This window comes from Peribacillus sp. V2I11, from assembly GCF_030817135.1.
Lineage (GTDB): Bacteria > Bacillota > Bacilli > Bacillales > DSM-1321 > Peribacillus > Peribacillus simplex.
The window spans coordinates 161,954-184,156 of sequence record NZ_JAUSYW010000001.1 but is presented as its reverse complement, the minus strand read 5'-3'; the positions used below and the strand labels follow the sequence as shown (position 1 = coordinate 184,156).

General features: G+C 37.9%; 15 protein-coding genes and 3 pseudogenes. 14 read left to right on the top strand and 4 right to left on the bottom strand.

Annotated features, from left to right (window positions below):
* Nucleotides 1–45: 45 nt before the first annotated feature.
* The 6 genes and pseudogenes from QFZ73_RS00800 (at nucleotide 46) to QFZ73_RS00775 (ending at nucleotide 6,468) form a co-directional block, all read left to right on the top strand.
* On the top strand, nucleotides 46–1,122 hold the full coding sequence (locus QFZ73_RS00800) for an alpha/beta hydrolase (RefSeq protein WP_307261929.1): 1,077 nt from the start codon (nucleotides 46–48) through the stop codon (nucleotides 1,120–1,122).
* 472 nt (nucleotides 1,123–1,594) lie between these two features.
* Complete coding sequence (locus tag QFZ73_RS00795) at nucleotides 1,595–2,338, top strand: SDR family oxidoreductase (RefSeq protein WP_307261926.1); 744 nt, start codon at nucleotides 1,595–1,597, stop codon at nucleotides 2,336–2,338.
* Nucleotides 2,339–2,493: 155 nt separating this feature from the next.
* Entirely contained in the window at nucleotides 2,494–3,063 is a 570-nt protein-coding gene (locus tag QFZ73_RS00790) for a cyclophilin-like fold protein (protein ID WP_307261924.1), read from the top strand.
* Nucleotides 3,064–3,249: 186 nt separating this feature from the next.
* Nucleotides 3,250–4,419: an MFS transporter gene (locus tag QFZ73_RS00785; RefSeq protein ID WP_307261922.1), complete on the top strand. Its 1,170-nt coding sequence runs from the start codon at nucleotides 3,250–3,252 to the stop codon at nucleotides 4,417–4,419.
* 172 nt (nucleotides 4,420–4,591) lie between these two features.
* Nucleotides 4,592–5,268, top strand: a pseudogene (locus QFZ73_RS00780) (SDR family NAD(P)-dependent oxidoreductase).
* Between the two features lie 912 nt (nucleotides 5,269–6,180).
* The gene (locus tag QFZ73_RS00775) at nucleotides 6,181–6,468 is read left to right on the top strand and encodes a hypothetical protein (RefSeq protein WP_307261920.1); all 288 of its coding nucleotides are present in this window, start codon (nucleotides 6,181–6,183) and stop codon (nucleotides 6,466–6,468) included.
* Between the two features lie 240 nt (nucleotides 6,469–6,708).
* On the opposite strand, the pseudogene QFZ73_RS00770 reads toward QFZ73_RS00775, so the two are convergent.
* Nucleotides 6,709–7,970: pseudogene (locus QFZ73_RS00770) on the bottom strand (IS110 family RNA-guided transposase).
* A gap of 658 nt (nucleotides 7,971–8,628) precedes the next feature.
* On the opposite strand from QFZ73_RS00770, the gene QFZ73_RS00765 reads away from it, so the two are divergent.
* Nucleotides 8,629–9,861 (top strand): IS110 family RNA-guided transposase, encoded by a 1,233-nt coding sequence (locus QFZ73_RS00765; RefSeq protein ID WP_307261918.1) that lies wholly within the window; start codon nucleotides 8,629–8,631, stop codon nucleotides 9,859–9,861.
* 787 nt (nucleotides 9,862–10,648) lie between these two features.
* Here the strand turns inward: QFZ73_RS00765 and QFZ73_RS00760 are convergent.
* Nucleotides 10,649–10,828, bottom strand: a complete 180-nt coding sequence (locus QFZ73_RS00760; RefSeq protein ID WP_251434160.1) for an aspartyl-phosphate phosphatase Spo0E family protein — start codon at nucleotides 10,826–10,828, stop codon at nucleotides 10,649–10,651.
* A 976-nt stretch (nucleotides 10,829–11,804) separates the two neighbouring features.
* Between QFZ73_RS00760 and QFZ73_RS00755 the strand changes: the two genes are divergently transcribed.
* The 3 genes from QFZ73_RS00755 to QFZ73_RS00745 all read left to right on the top strand — a co-directional run bounded on the left by QFZ73_RS00755 (nucleotide 11,805) and on the right by QFZ73_RS00745 (nucleotide 13,795).
* Nucleotides 11,805–12,089 (top strand): DUF3784 domain-containing protein, encoded by a 285-nt coding sequence (locus QFZ73_RS00755; protein ID WP_307261916.1) that lies wholly within the window; start codon nucleotides 11,805–11,807, stop codon nucleotides 12,087–12,089.
* Nucleotides 12,090–12,348: 259 nt separating this feature from the next.
* The gene (locus QFZ73_RS00750; RefSeq protein ID WP_307261914.1) at nucleotides 12,349–13,224 is read left to right on the top strand and encodes a pyridoxal phosphate-dependent decarboxylase family protein; all 876 of its coding nucleotides are present in this window, start codon (nucleotides 12,349–12,351) and stop codon (nucleotides 13,222–13,224) included.
* Nucleotides 13,139–13,795: a pyridoxal phosphate-dependent decarboxylase family protein gene (locus QFZ73_RS00745; protein WP_307261911.1), complete on the top strand. Its 657-nt coding sequence runs from the start codon at nucleotides 13,139–13,141 to the stop codon at nucleotides 13,793–13,795. Before QFZ73_RS00750 ends, QFZ73_RS00745 begins: the two co-directional genes overlap by 86 nt.
* A 488-nt stretch (nucleotides 13,796–14,283) precedes the next feature.
* Here QFZ73_RS00745 and QFZ73_RS00740 read toward each other — a convergent pair.
* Nucleotides 14,284–15,545, bottom strand: a pseudogene (locus QFZ73_RS00740) (IS110 family RNA-guided transposase).
* Nucleotides 15,546–16,320: 775 nt separating this feature from the next.
* Nucleotides 16,321–16,446 carry a putative periplasmic lipoprotein gene (locus tag QFZ73_RS00735; RefSeq protein WP_285847300.1) on the bottom strand — a complete coding sequence of 42 codons (126 nt, stop codon included), beginning with the start codon at nucleotides 16,444–16,446 and terminating at the stop codon, nucleotides 16,321–16,323.
* 806 nt (nucleotides 16,447–17,252) lie between these two features.
* Here QFZ73_RS00735 and QFZ73_RS00730 point away from each other — a divergent pair.
* The 4 genes from QFZ73_RS00730 (at nucleotide 17,253) to QFZ73_RS00715 (ending at nucleotide 21,421) form a co-directional block, all read left to right on the top strand.
* Entirely contained in the window at nucleotides 17,253–18,698 is a 1,446-nt protein-coding gene (locus QFZ73_RS00730; protein WP_307261908.1) for an alkaline phosphatase PhoX, read from the top strand.
* Nucleotides 18,699–18,755: 57 nt separating this feature from the next.
* Nucleotides 18,756–18,962: a twin-arginine translocase TatA/TatE family subunit gene (locus QFZ73_RS00725; RefSeq protein ID WP_307261906.1), complete on the top strand. Its 207-nt coding sequence runs from the start codon at nucleotides 18,756–18,758 to the stop codon at nucleotides 18,960–18,962.
* A 56-nt stretch (nucleotides 18,963–19,018) separates the two neighbouring features.
* On the top strand, nucleotides 19,019–20,023 hold the full coding sequence (locus QFZ73_RS00720) for a bifunctional metallophosphatase/5'-nucleotidase (protein ID WP_307272508.1): 1,005 nt from the start codon (nucleotides 19,019–19,021) through the stop codon (nucleotides 20,021–20,023).
* Nucleotides 20,024–21,193: 1,170 nt separating this feature from the next.
* Entirely contained in the window at nucleotides 21,194–21,421 is a 228-nt protein-coding gene (locus QFZ73_RS00715) for a hypothetical protein (RefSeq protein WP_251434111.1), read from the top strand.
* Nucleotides 21,422–22,203 lie beyond the last annotated feature (782 nt).

Sequence of the window (22,203 nt, the reverse complement as noted above, 5' to 3'; positions counted from 1 at the left end):
ATAAAAAAAGCACGCTAGAATAAATAACAAAGGAGGTAATTTATAATGAAAAAAAAATCTATTATCACGGGTGTACTCACAGTGATAGCACTGGGCTTGCTTTTATCCGCGACCATCGTTGCATCCACGACCGGCGTTGGCGCCGCATACACGCCGGACATGTCCAATGGAGCAGACAACTTTTACAAGAGCAGCAAGGTAACCATGAAGAAGGTTGAGTTTAAAAATCAATACAACATGAATGTTGTAGGGAATCTTTTTATTCCCAAAGGTTTGAAGAAGAACACCAAAAATCCCGCGATCATTGTCGGGCATCCTATGGGCGCAGTAAAAGAACAAAGTGCGAATCTGTATGCCACTAAAATGGCTGAACGGGGATTCGTTACTTTGTCCCTGGATTTGTCTTTCTGGGGAGAGAGTGAGGGTCAGCCTCGCAACGCTGTTTCTCCGGATATCTATGCCGAAGGTTTCAGTGCTGCGTTGGATTTCCTAGGAACCCGGCCGCTTGTTGACAGGGATCGGATTGGTGTTCTCGGGATTTGTGGCAGCGGGAGCTTTGCCATCAGCGCTGCCAAGATCGACCCGCGCATGAAAGCCATTGCGACAGTCAGTATGTACGACATGGGTGCCGCCAACCGTAACGGGCTTAAACACTCGCAGACACTCGAGCAGAGAAAGAAGATTCTCGAAGAGGCAGCGGAGCAACGCTATGTGGAGTTCACAGACGGTAAAGCCAAATACACCAGTGGGACAGTACATGAACTAAATGAAAACTCTACCGCCATTGAACGTGAGTTTTATGACTTCTACCGCACTCCAAGAGGTGAATTCACTCCCAAGGACTCGTCACCTGAACTCACGACACACCCTACGCTGACCAGTAACGTCAAGTTCATGAATTTTTACCCGTTCGAAGACATAGAGACGATTTCACCTCGTCCGATGCTTTTCATCACGGGTGAAAACGCTCATTCCAGAGAGTTCAGCGAAGACGCCTTCAAGCTGGCGGCCGAACCGAAGGAACTCTATATTGTTCCGGGCGCAGGTCATGTGGATCTGTACGACCGGGTGAATTTAATCCCCTTTGACAAGCTCGAGTCCTTCTTCAAAGAAAATCTTTAGAAAAAATAAGGATTGTGTTGGAGATTGTATAGAAATTTGTGTGCCAATGGTACTTTGAGTGAAATCCACTGCGTGAATCCCGCTTATCTTGTCGGGATTCACACTTTTTTGTCTGAATAGAATTCCAAACTTAAAAAAGTGAAGGATATCAAATGAATTTTTGGATTGGATTTTCAGTTCAATAAAAGCCTTTTTCGTGTGGCTTCATGGCAGGTATTCTTCTATCTATTTTCGACATTTTTAGGTTACCTAACTTCCCTAAAAGATAATCAACAATTTTAATTGGTTTGTTCAATAATTAACAAATCACGTTCATCTAACCATTGTATGCATCGATTTATTATTTATTATGATAAACAGATGTTGATTAATCAGCCAATGATGTTTTTTCTTTGTTGGGCGAAGTCAATATCCACTATTAAAGTTGCAAAAGAATTATTTTCAATACAAATAAGAAAGGGAGTTTTTAATTATGTCTAATATTCAAGATAAAGTTGTTGTTATTATGGGAGCATCAAGTGGAATTGGTGAAGCAACTACAAAGAAGCTTGCACAAGAAGGAGCAAAATTAGTCATTGCCGCTCGTCGTGAAGATCGATTGAAAGCTCTTGTTGAATCATTCCCAAAAGCTGATATTTCATATGCAGTTGCAGATGTAACGAATAAAGAGGAAGTGCAAGCGGTTGTCGATTTAGCAGTTGAAAAGTATGGTCGTGTAGATGTACTCTACAACAACGCCGGAGTCATGCCAACTGCTCCACTTTCAGAAAAACGCTTTGATGAATGGAGACAAATGTTAGACATCAATATCATGGGTGTATTAAATGGAATGGCTGCTGTATTACCTATTATGAAGCAACAACAGTCTGGCCACATTATTGCTACTGATTCCGTAGCTGGACATGTTGTATATCCAACTTCGGCTGTATATTGCGGGACAAAATTTGCTGTTCGTGCCATTATGGAAGGCTTACGTCAAGAAGAGCGTGAAAACAATATTCGAAGTACAATGATTTCTCCAGGAGCAGTAGATACCGAATTATATAACACAATAAATGATCCTGAAGCACAAGAAATGTTAAGGAAAAATGCACAGACAGAAGGTTATGGTCTCTCATCAGGCGATGTTGCTGACGCAGTGGCATATGCCATTAGTACACCTGAAACAGTTTCTATAAGTGAAATTTTAATTCGTCCTACAAAACAAGTTATCTAATAATAAATGTAACAATATGCTTCTTCTCAGACAATGGTTGTAAAATCTTTTCAATTTAAAATGCCTCATCGTTTTGAGGCGTTTTTTACAAATACTAGGTTCATAATAATCTTTGTAAATGTATCTTAGATGCAAATACACTAGAGGGGAATTTAATGGATAAAACCGTCCAACAGATACTGTTATTACTCACAGTATCTTCAATGTTTTTAACAGCTTGCAATAGCAGAAACAATGAAGAAAACACAAGCAGCGAAGAAAGTTTGACTATCCATCAAAATAGCAAAGAAGGAGTGACAGCTGATGAATCAAACAACGGGGATAGCCAAGATTCTACACTAAATCATGAAGGGTCAGATGAAATGGAAGATATAAGAATAAAATTAACATTTAACAACGAAGAAGTCATTGTCAACATGGATGATAATCCGACAAGTAAGGATTTTTTATCATTACTCCCACTTACATTAACATTTGAAGATTATGCAGGAACGGAAAAAATTAGTTATCCATCCAATGAATTATCTAGTAAAGAGGCACCATCAGGAATTGACCCTACAGTTGGAGACTTCACTTATTATGCCCCGTGGGGTAATTTAGCTATATATTATAAGGATTTTGGATATTCAAATGGGCTTATTAAACTAGGGGAAATTGAATCTGGCATAGAAAATCTTGAAAATCTTAACGGCGATTTTGCAGTGATAATTGAAAAAATGGATTAAATGTATTTCTACTATTCATTCAAAACGAAAAAGTTTTTAGCCATATTTTTGCTGGCAATACCTTTAATTGCGGGCTGTTCTGAGAATGAACAACAAACTGATAAGGGTAAGATAACTCCTTAAATAACTCACCTTTACGCAACTAGAAAATGACACTTTCAAGAAAGAAAGAAGGAAATCTATTTTATGTCTAAACGAAATGATTTACTTATATTTACATTGACCATAGGGGCTTTCGGCATCATAAATACTGAAATGGGGGTTATAGGGATATTACCCTACATTGCTGATCACTTTCATGTCAGTGTATCAAAAGCAGGGTTGCTGGTGAGTCTTTTTGCCCTTGTTGTTGCTGTATCTGGTCCAACTATGCCTTTATTATTTTCGGGGATAAATCGCAAGAAGGCAATGTTACTCGTACTTGGTATTTTCGTTCTAGGTAACATTGTTTCTATATTTACATCTAACTTTGCCATTGCAATAATTGCGCGTGTGATTCCAGCCATATTTCATCCAATCTATTTTTCAGCAGCTTTTACAATGGCTGCTAACTCAGTTAGCAAGGAAGAAGCTCCAAAAGCTGTTTCAAAAGTTTTTATTGGAGTATCTGCGGGTATGGTACTTGGTGTACCAATCGCAAGTTTTCTTGCTAGTACAGTTTCGTTTCAAATATCAATGGCATTTTTCGCCATCGTGAACGCTATAGTATTTATTGCTACATTAGTATTATTCCCTTCTATGCCTGTTAAAGAAAGACTTTCTTACGGAGCTCAATTATCGGTATTAAAAAAACCAATTACATGGCTTTCCATTGTTGCTGTCATTTTACTAAATTCAGCAGTATTTGGGGTGTATAGTTATCTTGCTGAGTATCTTAAAACCGTTACGAATATCTCTGGGAAATCAATTAGTTTAATGTTAGTCATATTCGGGGGGGCAAATATTATTGGAAACATTGTGGCAGGGAAGTTACTTACTAAAGATGCCATCAAATCTGTAGTTTCTTTTCCTTTTGCATTGGGAGCCGTTTACATCATATTATTCTTATTAGGACAATTCACTTTACCTATGGCTATCATTACTTTAGTTTGGGGAATATTGGCTGGTATAGGAACTAATATTAATCAATATTGGATTACGTCTGCAGCTCCAGAAGCTCCTGATTTCGCTAATGGATTATTTTTATCATCCGTTAACTTAGGAACAACAATTGGTACAGCTGTAGGTGGATTATTTATATCAGAAATGGGTACACAATACGTCATACTAGTGGGGGTAATATCGTTAATATTGAGTGTAGTATTTATTTTACTAAGAAACTACATGCATAGTCCTATAAAACAACTTTCTAGATAAGGTATTCATTCAACAATCTATAACATTTTTCTAATCATTATTGATTTATCATCCCTGTCCAATTTTCTTTGACTTAATTTCCAGGTGTTACCTGGATTAAAAAGCCGAAAAATCTAAAAGTTACCCTAGCCTATAGCCAAGGTTATTATTAGGCGAGAAATGGAGGAGTTAAATGTCACACGATAAACAAGTTGCACTTGTCACCGGCGGGAATCGGGGAATTGGATATGAGCTTATCAAGCAATTGGCGATGAATGGTTTTAGAGTCATTTTGGCAAGTCGGGATTTAAAGATGGGTTATGAAGCTACGCAAAAACTTAAGGAGTTAGATCTGGATGTTTCGTGTGTTGAGTTGGATGTCACCAATCAAGAAAGCATCCATCAAGCTGCGGTTGCAATAAATGAGAAGTATGGAAGATTAGACGTATTGATTAATAATGCTGGCGTGTATTTGGATGAGAATAAAAAGTTATTGAATATGGATCAGTCCATTCTAGAGAAAACGATGGCAACTAATTTCTTTGGGGTTTACCATGTGATCCATTCCTTTATTCGACTCATGGAAAAGCAGAATATGGGGCGATGAGTGAAATGTCATATCAAGGAGTAGGCGCTTATAAGTTGTCTAAACTTGCCCTAAATGGATTGACTCGATTGGTAGCTATAGAAATCAATGGTGATATCAAAATAAATGCTGTCGATCCGGGATGGGTAAGCTCAGATATGGGTGGACCATCGGCTCCAAGAACGCCAAAGCAAGCGGCGGAGTCTATCCTTTGGTTAGCGACGATTGGACCTGAAGGACCTTCCGGAGGGTTCTTTAGAGATGGAAAACAAATTCCTTGGTAAACATTAGTGTTGGTCAAGAAATTCCTTTCTGGAAGAACTCGAAATGTACAATATTCATTGAGTACAAAGGTGTATCTGTTAACCTGAAAAATCCACACAAGTTTATAATGGTGCTTAAGTCGAAAATAAGAAAAGCTAATCGGGATTTACCGATTGGTTTTTTTTGTTAAAAATGCAAAATAATGATAGTTAAGTTTGTGAACTTATGTACTTAAACTACAGGGTGCATTAGCTGAAGATCGGAGCTGTCTTTAAGGCAGCTTTTTGTGCGACGGGCAGTCGTATGGGATGCTGACACAGTCAGCGTCCCTCATTTTTCTTTATTCGACAGTGACGTCATTTCGATGGAAACGACTGGCAAAAGAATGAAGCACTTGAATCCCAGATGGTGAAAGTCCATTCCCAAGGAGACTGACCTAGCTTGGGAAGCCTAATCTAGGGCAATACCGTGAGGTATTGTCTGAAGGAGATGCGGAAAGTCGAGAGACCCGTAGGTGAAAAAGCAGACCCTAATGCAAGAAGTGTAAAGCACGGCGGCGGGATAAGTTGGCGACTTTTCGAAAAATGAGGAAGCCCACTTACAGGCATTTTCTTTAGAAGTCAGATCGAGTAAATGTGACTTATCACGTGATGGTACAGGGTATGTTTTGAAGGGAAATACGATAACCCCGTGAGGTCTCCTCCTTACCAAACAGGCAGGGTTCTAGTCTATAAGGGTAATCCTAAGTGACATAGAACGGGTGGAGAAGTCAGACGTACTCATAGTACGGGAGTAGTTCAATGACCAAACATTGAATGAACGGAAGGGGAACGACCTATGGTTCCAGGTCATGGAAGTGATGTAATGCCAACAAATACGTTACCGCGGTAAAACCGTTTGAATGTACATCAAGGAAAGGCGTGGAATATGAAATGAGTCAAGAGTGGAAAATGAAATTACACAGCGTTTATGGACAACTCCTATTCGACCGCAAATTGACGGAAAGGTTCAATAAAAATCTTGGCTATGTTTTTTTCATCCATCTTTTTCTCCTCTTTGAACAAACTCTAACCAATTTCATTCTCCAGTTTATACAAGTTTTCCTTGTTGAACTCCCTCAGTATGATAGCTATATCTCTCAAATGCTCCCTTATTCGCAGGATTTCATAACCCTTGAAGATACATTAACGGTTAAAAGCGATGAGCTTAGATTATTATGACTTCGTGGAGACATAGTTAAATAAAGGAGTAAAAGAAAACTCTATATTTTACCATATAATGCACGTAATCTCCACGCCGCCCCTGGAGGCTTTCCCTCCCATGTCTCAACGGGTCATAAAAAAATATGCCCTCTCATTCCTTCGTCATGCCTATCCAAGGGGTGGAGGCCAGTTATGCTAACCTAATGGGTCAGTGCCCTTTTGTTCAATAAATCTGGTACTCCGTGCATTTTTAAAATCCTACGAATAAGAAAACATTCGACAAAAGATAAGCTGAAAATCAAGTGCTGAAAAAGGTTGTAATTTTTCTGGAGAATACGATTCATTTCGTTTGGCTATGCCTACAAATACTCGAGCCAGTTTACCAACCAATTTCATAATTGATTTCATTTTCTTTATATTTTTCACCTTAACATTATTGGCGTGCAACGCTTTAAACTCAGGGTTATTCATGACAAGGCTCATCGTAGCTAAGTATAAGAAACGCCGCATTCTGGATCTCCCTCGTTTAGAAATGACAATTTGTCCTTTCCATTTACCAGAGCTCGCCTCGGAAAGATGTAACCCTGCATGTCGAAGTAGAGAATTACCGTGGTCGAATCCACTTAAATCTCCAGCTTCCCCTAAAATGCCAGCTAAAGAGATTTCACTGATCCCTTTTATAGTCAGCAGTTTCTTTGCGAAAGGAATTTGTTGAAGCACGTTAGTGACTTCTTGTTCCACTCTTTCGAGTTGCGTTGTAGCTAGATCATACTCTTCCAGTAGTTGTTCTAAATGTAGCTTGTAAGCATCATGTGCTTGGTGCAATCCGATAGAACGCTTAGCTAAATCTATAAGTTGATAAGCTTTTTTCAGCCCAGGCTGACGCTTCATTACCGATTTCCATTTGGCCACAATATCTTGAGGTTCCATCGATCGTAACTCGATTGGTGTCGGAAATAATCGTAGAGTTGCGATAGCCCCTTTGCTTTCACATCTTTAAACACTTGTCGTAGCTCAGGAAAAACAACATCTACCCAACGATTTAATTGGTTGATAGAACTAACGAGACGTTTAACGATTACGTCACGGTTAGACATAAGGACTCGAAGTTTTTCGAAAGACTCTGGAGTTGAACGAACAAAGGCATAGTATCCATTCTTCACCATATCCGCAATCACGAGAGCGTCTTTTTTATCACTTTTGGACTGAGTGTTATCTCGATTTTCTTTATTTCTTTTTACAAGGTGAGGATTGACTGTTACGACATCAATCTTTTCGTTAGATAACCATTTCGATAGGTTAATCCAGTAATGACCTGTAGGTTCCATACCGACTATAGTTGTGTCTAAGCTGTTTTTACCTTTTAGTTTATTGATCCATTCTAGAAATCTGTTAAAGCCTTCTTCGTTATTTTCAAAAGTAAGAGGATCACCTACTACGATCCCTTGATAATTTACGGCTCGAGCAACGTGGAATTGTTGGGCAATATCTACGCCAACAACGAGATGTCGATCAGAAATTCATTCAATGAGTTGATTTTGTTTGTTCTGCATTTTAAAATTCATAGTAGAGCTTCCTCCTTAAGATTTTGAGTTTTAGAGTGGTGTCTTAACTCATATCTTACTGGGGAGCTCTATTTTTTTCAAAGTTGATAATTAACGCTCTACAGGAATGCTAACCTGCCCCGTTAGCCATCCATGAATCGCAAAAATCGGCGATTCACCAAAAGAATGAAAATGGTTAGGAAGTGTAATACTGATACTGACCTTAATCCAGTCAACCCTAATCCATAGACTAATTAATTAACGCTCACCTCTTTTTTAAACGATTGAGCAGGGTCTTCTTAAGTATTGTCATTTTTCATTTTTAAAGAAACTTATTTTCATGGTAGTTCCATAAGAAACTCCTATGGCGGCGCTCCTCGCCGCCACCATCTACTACGAAAATCTAATCTCAAAAATAGAGTCTAACCCATTAACCCCTTGACGATAATGGATGATAACAATACAACCAGGCTGAACCTTTTTTTTGTGGATCTTAAAAAAGATACCCTGTATAAGAAACTGGTTGTGACAGTATGGAAGAACCATTTAGTGTACTGCTAGTACGTATACAAAAATTTTTGTTACAAATCTACTGTCATATGTATGGTTAATCTTTTTTTGAGGTGATTCTCCTATGGAAGCAATGATTGAACGGTGTGCTGGCCTAGATGTACACCAAGAAACAGTAGTAGCCTGTGTATTATTTGGTCCATTAGATAAAAAGCCAAAAACCTCTATTGAAACGTTTTCGACTACAACTACGGGACTCTTGGCTTTAAGTGATTGGCTCTCTACCCTTCAGGTATCCGATGTTGTGATGGAGAGTACCGGAGTTTACTGGAAACCAATTTGGAATATACTTGAAGGTTCTTTTCACCTTGTGCTGGCCAATGCCAGACATGTCAAAAATGTTCCAGGGCGTAAAACTGATGTGAAAGATGCCGAATGGCTTGCCAAGCTTCTAAGATGCGGACTTATTGAAAGCAATTTTGTTCCACCGGAGGACATTCGTGATTTACGAGATCTTACTCGTTATCGAAAAAAATTGATTCATCATCGCACCTCAGAGCAGAATCGCATTCACAAAATTCTTCAAGATGCTAATATCAAGCTAACATCCGTTCTATCAGATATTTTCGGTGTATCGGGACGCCGTATCCTTGAAGCGATTCTAAACGGTGAAAAAATAGAGACCGATGGTCTTCGAAAAATGGTGGATGGGCGAACAAAAGCAAGTATAACTGACATTGCCAATGCAATTAATGGCCGTATTCGCCGTCATCATCGTGATATGTTGCGTTACCATTGGGAGCATATGGGTTATTTAGAACAAACCATAGAAGAATTGGAAAAACAAATCGATCAACTCCTGTCCCCTTATCGTAAGGAAGTAGAATTATTGGATGGTATACCTGGTGTGAACAAAGCTGCCGCTGCTACTTTTATTGCGGAGATGGGTGTAGATATGTCCGTATTTAAGTCAGCTAAACATCTTGCCTCTTGGGCTGGTGTGAGTCCTGGAAATTACGAAAGTGCTGGTAAAAAAAAAACGAGTAAAACCACACAAGGAAATAAAGCTTTAAAAACGATGGCCGTAGAATGTGTATTAGCGACATCAAGGCAAAATAATCGAATAGCTTCACATCGAAAAAGGATTACCAAACGGCAAGGAAAAATGAAAGGACGAATCGCTTCTGCCCATTTACTATTAACGATTGCTTACAACATCTTAAAAACAGGAGAACCTTATCATGAACTAGGCTCAAATTACCTTGAAGAAAAACAAAATAACAAAGAATTAAAAATGATCGAATACCTAAAAAAGAAAGGCTATACAATCGCTCCATCTGAACAACAAACTGCATAGCCAGTTAAAATAACGAAATAGTACATTTACGCCCATCAAAAAAAGAATGAGAATATGGGGGTTTATTTTAGCATGGCTTTTTTACTGTTGTGTTTCCATACAAAAAAGCTGCCTTAGAGACAGCTCCGATCTTCAGCTAACGCACCCTTTTAATGGAATAACATGACTGACATTTTTAAAAACCTTTATTCTGTTTTAAACTACTTTTTTGTAAATTAAAAAACTTTATTTTCACTTAACGTCTGAAATAACTCAAATGGATTTCATAGCGAACATATATGTCGTTGAAATGTGTATCTGCAGATAGAAAAATAATAATTTTAATCACGATGATATGGGCGAAATATAAAATAACCTGCAAGGCACAAGCACTAATTAATTTCGACCAACTAATTTTATACCTATAACCGTTATAAAATCTCCATCTTCGAAGGGTTGCTCTGTTTTGTGCAATAGCGTTGGAGAAATAAACAAAGTTATCAATCGTTTTGATAAATGAATAAATAGAAAAGGCATGTTTTGAAAAAATATTAATCATAACATGCCTTATAATATTTAATTGGTTTCTTGGATTAATTTGATCAAACTTTGTTTAAATTCTATAATAAGATAGATTTTATTAGGTTATTTGACGAATAATGAACAGGGTTTTATGAGGTGAATGGTAACAAATAAAGACTTATTTCAAAGCGCCATGACATGTGTTCAAAAAAGGACGTGTTTTGACATAGATGGTAGAGTTGAATATGCAAAAGAAAACAGTAATTGGGTTATGTATAATGAAAAGTTACGTGTTCTGCTTACATTGTATTGTATTGTATTTTGTTCTTTCATGTAGATTCAATAAGTGATCTAACTCTTGGCTACATTGAATCGTTTTAAGATGATTGAGTCCATGGTGTTCAACTATATTTAATAACTGGGCTTTTTTCTCTCTAATTAAGTTTTCTAGTGTAAAAATATCCATCCATGTCATTGTCAATCTCCTTTTTCATAGAGGTTGATAAAATTAATAAGAGAAAATGAGAGTCAAATCGATGAAGAAAAATTTTTTACTAAAATAAATAAGTAAGCGACCTTGATTATCCATCATCTTTGGAATCACAAGGTCGCTTATATTATTTCGCCTTCCATTTACCTGAAATCCTTTCATAAGATTGTAAGTGTTAAAAGCTTCTTCACGACATTCTATAATTTTCTTTATACCTTCGCCTTACCTAATCGAATGGCCTCACCTCCTTATCATTTCTTGTTATTAATAATACAAAAAAAGTCGAACTTTGTAAATACCGAAAATTATGAATTTTCAAAATTCTTTTAATTTTTTAAAATAATTAGTATAGTTTCATCCTCTTTATAATGAAGTGATCTTCGTAATAGGAGGAAGGTAGTTAGGTTTTAAAGTTAAAGGTGCAAAATATTTAAATATACGTTATTTCTTATTGTTGAATTAAACCAGTTATTAAACAAATTGACGGAATTAATATTGGATTTATCGGTGTGGTCACAAAAGAGACCAACCTGTATGTGGCACCTGAAGGAAGGCAGCAACATTACTAAACTAAGACCAAGAGTTCCCGGGGCAGCTTAGCAGGCCTCTGCCTTATGAATAGACCGAACGAAGGAATGTAAGCGCAAATGACGTTAAGAGACATGGGAGGGTACGTCATCATAAGTTTCGCAGGGATCTATTGTGGATCACATAGTGGAGAAAATAGATAATGGTTTCCATTAGTTTTAGCGAAGTGTATGCTCAATTTGGTAATGAAAACCAGAATTTCAATACTCTGTTTGAAAGTAAAATGAAAAAATAATTCCCCTAATACACCGAGTGGTGCAAACCGTGTTTATAGAGGGAGGTTATTTTGAAAAAAGGGAACTTTTACCTTTTTAGTTCGTATTAAAAGTAGCAGGCAATTAAGTTGTCCTTTGGGGGTGAACAGGTGGATTATGGATTATTGGTTATTGGTATAGCTTTTTTACTTGTGGCGTACTTAGTTGCTGTGAAAAAACAAACCTGGTTGTTAGCAGGATTTAATGAAAAGATGATAAAAAATAAGTCCTTATTAGGTACAGTAACAGGTGGAAATTTTTTTCTACCGGTAGGATTGTTAGTAGTTGTCAATAGTTTTATTGAATATCCTTATGAATTAACGGTTCTCATAATTGCTATGTTGATTTTATTAACAATTGTGTACGTAATTATCAATAGAAGGTTACTTGATTAATTCAACTAAAAGGTATTATAGCTTTGGTGAGCTGTGACGATCACGATCAGCTCTTTTTTTATGGCACTAACGGGGCAGGAAAGTTGAAGAGTGCTAAATGACCTTTTTTCAACAATTGGTCCGTATAGTTGTATTATCACAAGATTGTATTTACGATGTTTGCTTTTATTTTTTCATAAGAGGTATTCCATATTTTTCTTGAATCAATCTGCTCGATTGTTATAATAAGTGCAATAATTCCGAGAGTGGAGTGATAATTATGAATATTGATTTTCTTCCGAATGACTCTTTTATTGAACCAAATGGTCAAAATATTGACGAAGTTAAAAGCTTAATTAGAAAAGTTATGGACTTAGTTATAGAGAATTCTACTAATTCTGAGCAACGTTCATCTACAGCTCAAATAGAAAATTATAATTTTGGTGAGTTTTCCATGCAAGGGACTCCTACTGAAGATATTCTTCTGCAATTACAAGAGATTTTAAGAAATTCATTGAATCCTCTCACCCCTAACTATATTGGTCATATGGACTCAATACCTACTTTAATTTCCTGTTTGGGTGAATTTGTAACAACGGCTATTAATAACAATATGTTGAGTTTTGAAATGTCACCTGTATTCTCTCAAATGGAAGTTCAGGTGCTTCAAAAAATTGCACATATGTTTGGCTTTGACGAAAAGGGTGGGGGAGTAATGACTAGTGGAGGGAGTCTTGCTAACCTTCAAGCCCTTGCAGTTGCTCGGAACCATAAATTACAAGTTAAAGAGGCAGGATTAACTGGATTAATAGGTCAACCAGTTATTTTAGTATCAGAAACGAGCCATACTTCTCTTCATAAAGCAGCAATGTTATTAGGATTAGGTACCTCTAGTGTAATCGCTGTAAAAAGTAATCATAATTCTCAGATGGATATCTTCGACTTAGAGAAACAGATTATTAAATTGTTTGAAGACGGGAAAAAACCTTTTGCAGTTGTGGCAACGGCTGGAACAACTGTAACAGGTAGTATTGATCCCATCTTATCCATTGCGGAAACAGCAAAGAAGTATGGGCTCTGGTTACAATGTAGATGCTGCTTATGGTGGGGCATTAGTATTTTCAGAGAAGTATCGTCAACTACTTTCTGGTATTGAAAGGGCAGATTCTATAACGTTTAACCCTCAAAAATGGATGTATGTCGCAAAAACATGTGCTATGGTATTATTTAAGAATCGTGATTTGTTGGAAACGGATTTCCGTATTTCTGCTCCATATATGAATGATACAAATTTTACAAATTTAGGTGAAGTTAGTGTTCAAGGCACCCGTCATGCTGACATTTTAAAGTTATATTTGTCTCTTCATCACATTGGATTAAAAGGTTATGACCAACTATTGAATGAAAGTTATTTATTAGTTGAGGAATTTGTAATACAAGTTAAAAAACGCTCCTACATAGAGTTAGCAAGTGAACCTGATACAAATTTATGTTGTTTTAGAGGAAGACCGAAATATCTCGATTCGAAACAATGGGACCGATGGAACTTAGAGTTGCAACAGTTTCTGCTTAATGAAGAACGTGTATTTTTCTCCCTGCCAACTTATAGAGGAGAACGTTGGTTAAGAGCAGTTCTATTAAATCCTTATACTCCAATCTCAACTATACATAAAATATTTAGTAAGATAGATGAATTTTATATTAATCACCATAGTAATAAATCTTAACTGGGTGCTAAAGTTCAATAAGTACGATTTGGATTTAATAGTATTTAATTTTCAACAGACGTGCGCAATTCTTTAATAAAAAATGCTTTTAATGAACTCCCTCAGTTTAATAGATAATGCTCACGAATACTCGCTTATTCGCAGGATTTCAAACCACATGGTATAGGTTGCTTTAGATGAACGAAAGAGATAGGACCGTTTTGATAAGATGAGGGCAGATTGAAATAGGGGATCTATTGAGAATCCCATATTATTACATATGTTGCACGCATTTTCCACGCTGCCCCTGGAGGCTTTCCCTCCCATGTCTCAACGGGTCATAATCCTATGCCCTTTCATTCCTTCGTCATGCCTATCCAAGGGGTGGAGGCCGGTTTTGCTAACGGAACGGGTCATTGCCCTTTTGTTCATTACATCCAGTACTTCGTGCTTTCTTTGAAATCCTACGAATAAGCCAACTTTCGTTAAATAACCATGTGAATGTAAATTTACGCTGCTAGTTGTTCAAGTGGGAAGATCATTTCCGGTTTATAGGCAGAGCCATTACGAGCTATCCCTACTAGGACACGGGCGAGTTTTCCACAAAGTTTCATGATGGATTTCATTTTCTTCATCTTCTTCACTTTAACATTATTCAAGTGTAGGGCTTTAAACTCAGGGTTATTCATCACCAGACTCATGGTCGCAAGGAAGAGGTAACGCCGCAGGCGTGATCTTCCACGTTTGGAAAGAACAATTTGGCCTTTCCACTTCCCAGAGCTTGCTTCAGCGAGATGCAATCCTGCATGACGAAGGAGCGCATTCCCGTGAGCGAACCCACTCAGATCTCCAGCTTCTCCTAAGATTCCCGCTAGTGAAATCTCGCTGATTCCTTTAATGGCAAGTATTTGCTTAACGAATGGAATCTGTTCCAAGACGTTTGTGACTTCTTGCGTCACTCTTTCGAGTTGGGATGAAGCGAGATCATATTCCTCTAATAACTGTCCCAAGTGAAGTTTATACGCATCAAGGGCTTGTTTCGTACCAATTGAACGCTTGGCCAATACAAGCAGGGAACGGGCTTTTTTATGCCCGGAATGTCGCTTCATACATGATTTCCAACCGGTTACGATATCTTGAGGTTGTAAGGAACATAATTCAGCTGGGGTAGGAAAGAGGCGTAGGGTTGCGATTGCCCCTTTACATGATACGTCTTTAAACACTTGCCGGAGCTCGGGAAAGACCACATCCACCCAGCGATTAATTTGGTTGATGGAGCTAACAAGACGCTTAACGATCACATCTCGGTTAGCCATAAGGACACGAAGTTTTTCAAATGATTCTGAAGTGGAACGAACGAAGGCATAGTAGCCATTCTTCACCATATCAGCGATAACAAGGGCATCTTTTTTATCACTTTTGGATTGCGTATTATCACGATTTTCTTTGTTTCTTTTGACATGGTGAGATTGACAGTGACGACATCCATGTTTTGTTTGACTAGCCACTTTGAAAGGTTTATCCAATAATGTCCGGTAGGTTCCATTCCGACTATCGTTGTGTCTAGGTTTTTCATGTGTTTTAGTTCCTGGATCCAGTTTAGTAATCGAGTAAAACCCTCTTCGTTATTTTCAAAAGACAAGGGTTTCCCGACCACAATGCCCCTAAAGTTTACAGCACGGGCCACGTGTACGTGTTGGGCAATATCCACACCAACAACTAGATGTTGATCCGTAATTCTCTCAATTAGTTGATTTTGTTTGTTTTGCATTTTAAAATTCATAGTAGGGCTTCCTCCTTAAGACTTTGAGTTAGATTGGTCTCTATACTCGTATCTTACTGAGGGGCTCTATTTTTTTCAAACCTGATATTTAACGATCTACAGGAATGCTAACAGGTGTGTTAGCTGAAGATCAGAGCTGTCTTTTAGGTAGCTCTTTTATGGAACTATCGAGGGAGGTTAGTTCATTGCTTTCGGTCAATATAATACCTACATTGAAAGTAGATGGTACTTTTTAAAGAAAATAATTTTCCGTACCTTTTTTTATATTAACTTTATATCATTCAATAAATCTTCTTCTTAACGGCAAAACAAGCCTCATCTTTTCAGATCCTAAACAAGTCATCGTAGAAGTTAAGGCGACTGGACGAAAAGAAGGCATTGAACCAGACCTTTTTTGTATCTTTAAAGGCTCTCCCTTATGGATCGAAATTCAACGAAATCGGTACTCAGATCAAAAAATGCAGGGCAAGGTCAACCCTATTTGATGAGTTCTTCTTGAGTGGAGATCCTTGCATTGGCAGCCAGAAGATCGGAGACCTTTTTTATAAAAACCCTATTAAGAACTGTAAATTTGCCGGATATTATTGAAATCAATGTTTTCAGTTAATCGGTTGATTTAGCAACCGAAGGGGTAGGGACATCTTGATTTACTCCCTAAGGGTCAGCCCTAGATCTTGTGTAACAGTATAGGCGTTTCATATCGTTCTATAACATCAGAAGGAATAAATCAATAATGATTTATTCCTTTTTGGGTTTTCTACATCTAATCCAGCATCTTTAAATGCAGAAAAATTACATCATCTGCCGGGATTTCTTTTCTCCCTGTTGTTTTAGAAGAACATCCTACAAATAATCTTAAAACTAGAGCTAAGAATAATACTTTTTTCATTATATTTTCCTTTCTCTTTCTATTCACCCCAGTCTATTTTTGAAAATTACTTTATGAAACTCATAAGGGCTATAATTCTTCTATGTACATAACACCTTTGTCTAAGTCGACATTTTTCCATTATAAAGCGAGAATCTCTCCTCTTCTCAAACCTATGGATCTCGTACGGCCAACTTTGAATACCTGCTTTTAGTTTCTATAGCTTCGCGCTTCGTTTAAAAACTTCGTTTCCCAGTTAGATTATCAATCCCGGCATTAATCCGAAATGACCATACTTTACCTGTTCTTTTAACTGACTTGAAAAAACTTACATGTTGAGATGGAGGTAGGGTGTGTTATACAGAATGAGTCTGTAGCACTGTTTTAAAGGTGTGGATATAAAAATTGATTATTAATGAAAAGAAGCAATCCTTGTCATAGTAGAGTAACTAATGTTAAGCATGTCTTTAACTGATTCCTTTCCAAAAATTCATTAGATTTGGGTAGACTTAATCGGGTTAACTAGTTTGTAATAGTGTATCTCTTATATTTACAAACTATTAATAAGCTTTAATATTCTGCATCGGTCTTTTTATGACAAAATCCTTAGTTTTTCCTCCAATTAGGACTTAAACCATCAATTCCCACCTTTTGCATGTTGCCAATATGCTTTTTTTCGATAAAATGTGACTTTCGGTTTATTTTTCATGCAAAGGAATAAAATCACACGGGATTAACAGAGCATTTAAAAAAGTCTGTTAATTTTGAGGGTAGAGTTTGCTATAAGGAATATAGCACCCCTCAAAAAAATTTTGGAGGTAATGTTGATGATGTCTAGCAATAGCGGTTTAAACAGACGTGATTTCTTAAAAGTTGGCGGAATGAGTACTTTAGCATTAACACTTGGTTCAACTGGGGTATTTTCTCTTGCGGGGGCTACAAAAGGATTTGCAGCAGAATCCAGCAATCCAACAAGTGGATTTAGTGGATATGGCCCACTAGTAAAGGATCCAAATGGAGTTCTTGATCTGCCAAGGGGATTTCATTACAAAATGCTTTCACGAACTGGTGATATCATGCCTAATGGTGACCTTGTCCCTTCTGCTCACGATGGAATGGCTGCCTATAAAGTGGAGAAAGGTACAACCATTCTTGTAAGAAACCATGAAAATGGGACAAATTCAGATTACCCTGTAAATGGAAAAAAACCTTGGAGCTCTGGTGCTGCCGGCGGCACAACCACAATAATCGTTGGACAAAATAACAAAGTCATCGATCAGTATGTATCAAGTTCAGGTACAATCCGAAACTGTGCCGGTGGAGCTACGACTTGGGGCACTTGGTTAACAATGGAAGAAACTCGTGATATGGGACATGGCTTTGTATTTGAAGTGAATCCGCTTGATCCTGAAAACGAAATGTCAAGAACACCGATCCGTGATATGGGGTATTTCTCCCATGAAGCTGGGCATGTTGACCCTTCAACAGGAATCTGGTATTTAACGGAAGACGCAAGTCCAAGCTTCTTATACCGTTTTACACCGCATGACCGAAGTCAAAAGCTGGGTTCTCTGCAAAAGGGCGGTATCCTTGAAGCAGCAGCGATTGATGAATTACCAGCTGCAGCTGCAAGTCAATTTAGTACTAGACAAAAATTCGGGATTGTCTGGAAAAAATTAAATCCTGAAATCGCACAGCAAGATGCTAAGGATAAAGGCTGTATTCTGTTTAGCCGCTTAGAAGGTGCTTATTTTTCTGAAGGTACTTTATGGTTTGATGATACAAGTGCAGGTTCCGCACGCCTTGGCCGCGTTTATCGCTACACGCCTGCGACAAACAGCTTAGAACTATTCTATGAGTCTACGGATAAAAATGATTTGGAAGCACCGGATAACATTACAATCACTCCTTGGGGAGATCTTTGGATTGCGGAAGATGGTGGCGGTAATGACCGTATTGTCGGATTGACTCCTGAAGGAAAAATATATACTTTCGCTGAAAATATGATGAACGGTTCTGAATTTGCTGGTCCTACATTTTCTCCAGATGGAAATAATTTCTTTGTAAATATGCAAACACCAGGTATCACCTTTGCGATTTGGGGACCATTTGCACGCAGAAACTCTACCCGTAGACGAGCTATGAACCAGGCTCTACCGCCTGCAAGCCTTGCTCCTGTTGTTTCGGATAAACTTACTGCATTCGCAGAAGAACAAGGCATGTCTATTCTAGAAGCAGCAGCTTTAGAGCGTCATGGTATGCCAATTTTATAAATAAAGATCGCATTTTTTGAGTACTAACAAACCATCATGGTATGGGAGGTGAGACGCTTGTTATCCAGTATCGGCATCCCTGGCCTAATTCTAGTCATTGCGTTAATCATTTTTGGCCCTTCTAAATTACCGGAAATTGGAAGGGCTTTTGGAAACACTTTAATAGAATTTAAAAAAGCAAGCAATGACAAAGAAGAAAAAACTAACTCTGAAGAAAAAAATAAACTAGTAGCTCTTGAGAAATCCGAAAAGACTGGAAACTGAATAACTTTTTTTACAATTTAATAGAGTCATTGATTGGAGGAAATAGTGTGAATAAAATGGGAAAGATTTTTTTGATGGGCTGCTATTCGCTGGCGATGACTGCCGCTATTGTCGCTATGCCCGTTACGGCAGATGCTGAGGAAAAGCTCAAGGAGGGAGAGAAGTTTGAACTTACCATTCTCCAGACGAATGACTTTCATGGCCATTTGGATGACATCGTTACGCTGGATGATGGAACCGTTCATCACAATTCCATTGCCAAGTATGCAACCATCATCGAAAATGTGCGCAATGAAGAGAAGAATGTGCTTCTCGTCGATGGCGGGGACGTCTTCCTGCGCGGTGAGTTTCAGGAGGGTCAAGGAGAGTTGGAGACATCTCTTTTGAAAGCTTTGGACTATGATGCAATGGCTCTCGGAAATAACGACTTCCGCGTTTACCCTGCCGGGGAGGGCACACCTGACAGCCGTTATGAACAGTTAAAGGATTACCACCGCAACGTGAATTTCCCCATCCTTACTGGTAATGTCATTGACAGGGAAACAGGAAAGTACATACAGAATGTCAAGCCTTGGAAGAGTTTTACTTTCACTGGCGTTAAAGTCGGCATGATCGGCCTTACTTCGATGAAGCCGGAAATTCGCGGTTGGAATGATGTTGCAGACCTCGATTTCATCGAACCTGTTGAAGCGTTGAATGCGTTGCTTCCTGAAGTGAGTGAAAAGTCGGACATTAACATTGTCCTTTCGCATGCCGGAAACCCTGAAGACCATAAGCTGGCTCAGGTTCCCGGAGTTTCGGCGGTAATCGGCGCAGATACACACAAGGTCATCGAAACTCCCGAATACGAATTCAACGGAGAGGTGAAGGTGCCAATTACTCAAGCCGGCGGAGAACAAGAACATTATTTGGGCCGCCTGGATTTGACTTTTGAAGTCGTTGACGGCAAAATGACTTTGGCCGAATCCGATGGATTCCTCTACGACGTCACAAATGTTCCGGCAAATCCTGAGATACAAGGGATTATAGACGATTATCGTGCAGAGTTAAATGCGCAATAATCAAGTCTTCCTAATGCTATAAGGTATGGACAAAGCGAGGTTATTCGCTTTGTCGTTTCTTTATTAATGATTAAGTAAGAATGCAAGGGGTTGATCAGAAAGTCGGTGAAAACTAAATGACAGGCGTCCTTTTTATTTTTGCCCATTTCCACCGACGAAGAACGTCGAGCTTAGTGTGGATTTTATCGTGTCGTTTAGCTTAATTCCGCTAAAAAGGATCGTTAGGAAGCTAGGCATTTGTTATGCCTTTGAGATTGCGAAGGATTTTACTTTTACTACCATGAAAATAAACTTCTGTAACTGTTAAAAAAGACAATACCAAAGAAGACCCATCCCATTCCGTAAATAATGGAACCAATAAAAATATCCTTAACTAATGAATCATTAGGCTTTTATTCATCTACAAAAGTTCCTAAATAATAGCAGTGAAAAATAATTTATTCCTTTTCGATTTGTGTAGACGGTGCAGCCTTTTTTATTTGCTGAAAATTGATTGAAAGTGTACTAATGGGTACATTCACCAAGATTCATTCTATAGAGATAACCTGATTTTAAACAATTCTCGATATCCATAAACAACCAATTATATTTTGCCCGCTAATGGTCATTATAAATAAAGAAGAAGGGGCTAGTGATTACGTATGATTCACATCATATAGTAAATGAGGTGTCGGTTAAAGACGTTTAACTTAACTACTGAAAGCTTCATTAAAAAATCGATTCGAGCAAGGAGATGGTTCTCTTGCACGTAAAAGCAGAAAACTCATTCAAAAATTGTCATTTATGCTTTGAAAGTTGATAATACTTTTAAGATATAGGGGATGGTTGCTTTGGATGGTAAACTCTAGTCAGATACCAGTATTTACTCTAATGTAGATGAGGTGTTTATCGCAGAGAATTTATGCTGATTCGAAATGAAGCAAACCCCTTTTTCAGGCAGGGTGCAACTTTCCGTTGCATCCTGTTTTTATGTTTTCTTTTCTTGTTATCACTAGGGTGAGCGATTTTACTTATATCACCTTACACGTATATTTTTTCATTTTACCGTAACCTGTCATGTTATAAATAAAAGAACTCAATTAAGGAAAAGCATAAGTGTAACAAGATGATAAAAAAATAATACACTATTATCGGAGAAGACATAAATCAAACAAGAAGGATGGGATCCTGATGGTTGATGAAAATGAACAAAAAAACAAACGGGAACAATGGAAAAAGCAAGTTATGAATAATCTGAAGAGGGAAGCTGTCAAAAATATCATAGCAAGAATGGGAGACCTAGCAAGATTAGATGCTAAAGTCAATAATACTTACACTGTATACATCAAGGATGGAAGGATGATAAAGCAACCTACAAATGGGAAGTGTGTTGTCATTAATGGAAAAATCCAAGATTAACTGAAGGGTTAGGAAAAATGTTAAGGATTTTTTTGGTAATTTAACTTCAGCTGCTCATTTATTAAAAGATTTCTATAATCCAATTATTAATAAAGAAATAATGACAAATCACTGCGATTTGCCAGGACTGCCACAATTGTTATAGGGCTGATTCCCATTCCATTTGCGATCTTTGCTCCAGATATACGAAGTACGGTCTTCTGCTAGGGCATTAAGAACCACTTTAGCCGTCATTGTTTTTTGATGATTTATTTCCCGCGTTTTAGCAGTGGCCGAGGAGCAGTATTGGGAATGTTCTTTGCAGTAGTTACGAAAACTGTCTGGTATCTTGTCGGTAATCAATTAGGAATAGATAATATCTATGTCGCTGCGGTTACACCCTTAATTGTTATGCTGATTGACCATATCATCGGGAAGAATGATTGTGTTTTGTAAAACGAATAGAGTAGCATAAGCAAATAAGGAAGGTAAGGTCATCAAACTTGTAGCTATTTGGACATAGGGTATATAACAACATATAATATGAGGGGGGATATTCCCTCTTTTTTTAATACATCCAAAAATCTGCGATTGAAATGAATGACATCGTGAGGAACTCTCTATTGGATATGTCTTTAGGGAATAAATTCCTTTTTCAACAACTAGTTTGGGCGAATCGAAAATCTTTTCTTCCTTTTTTATCAAATAATCTTTTAATAACACATTTGATTTCCATGTCAAATGATTTTTTAAAGGATATTTACAGGATAATACATTCATCGATTCTTGTGGTTCCCCCGATT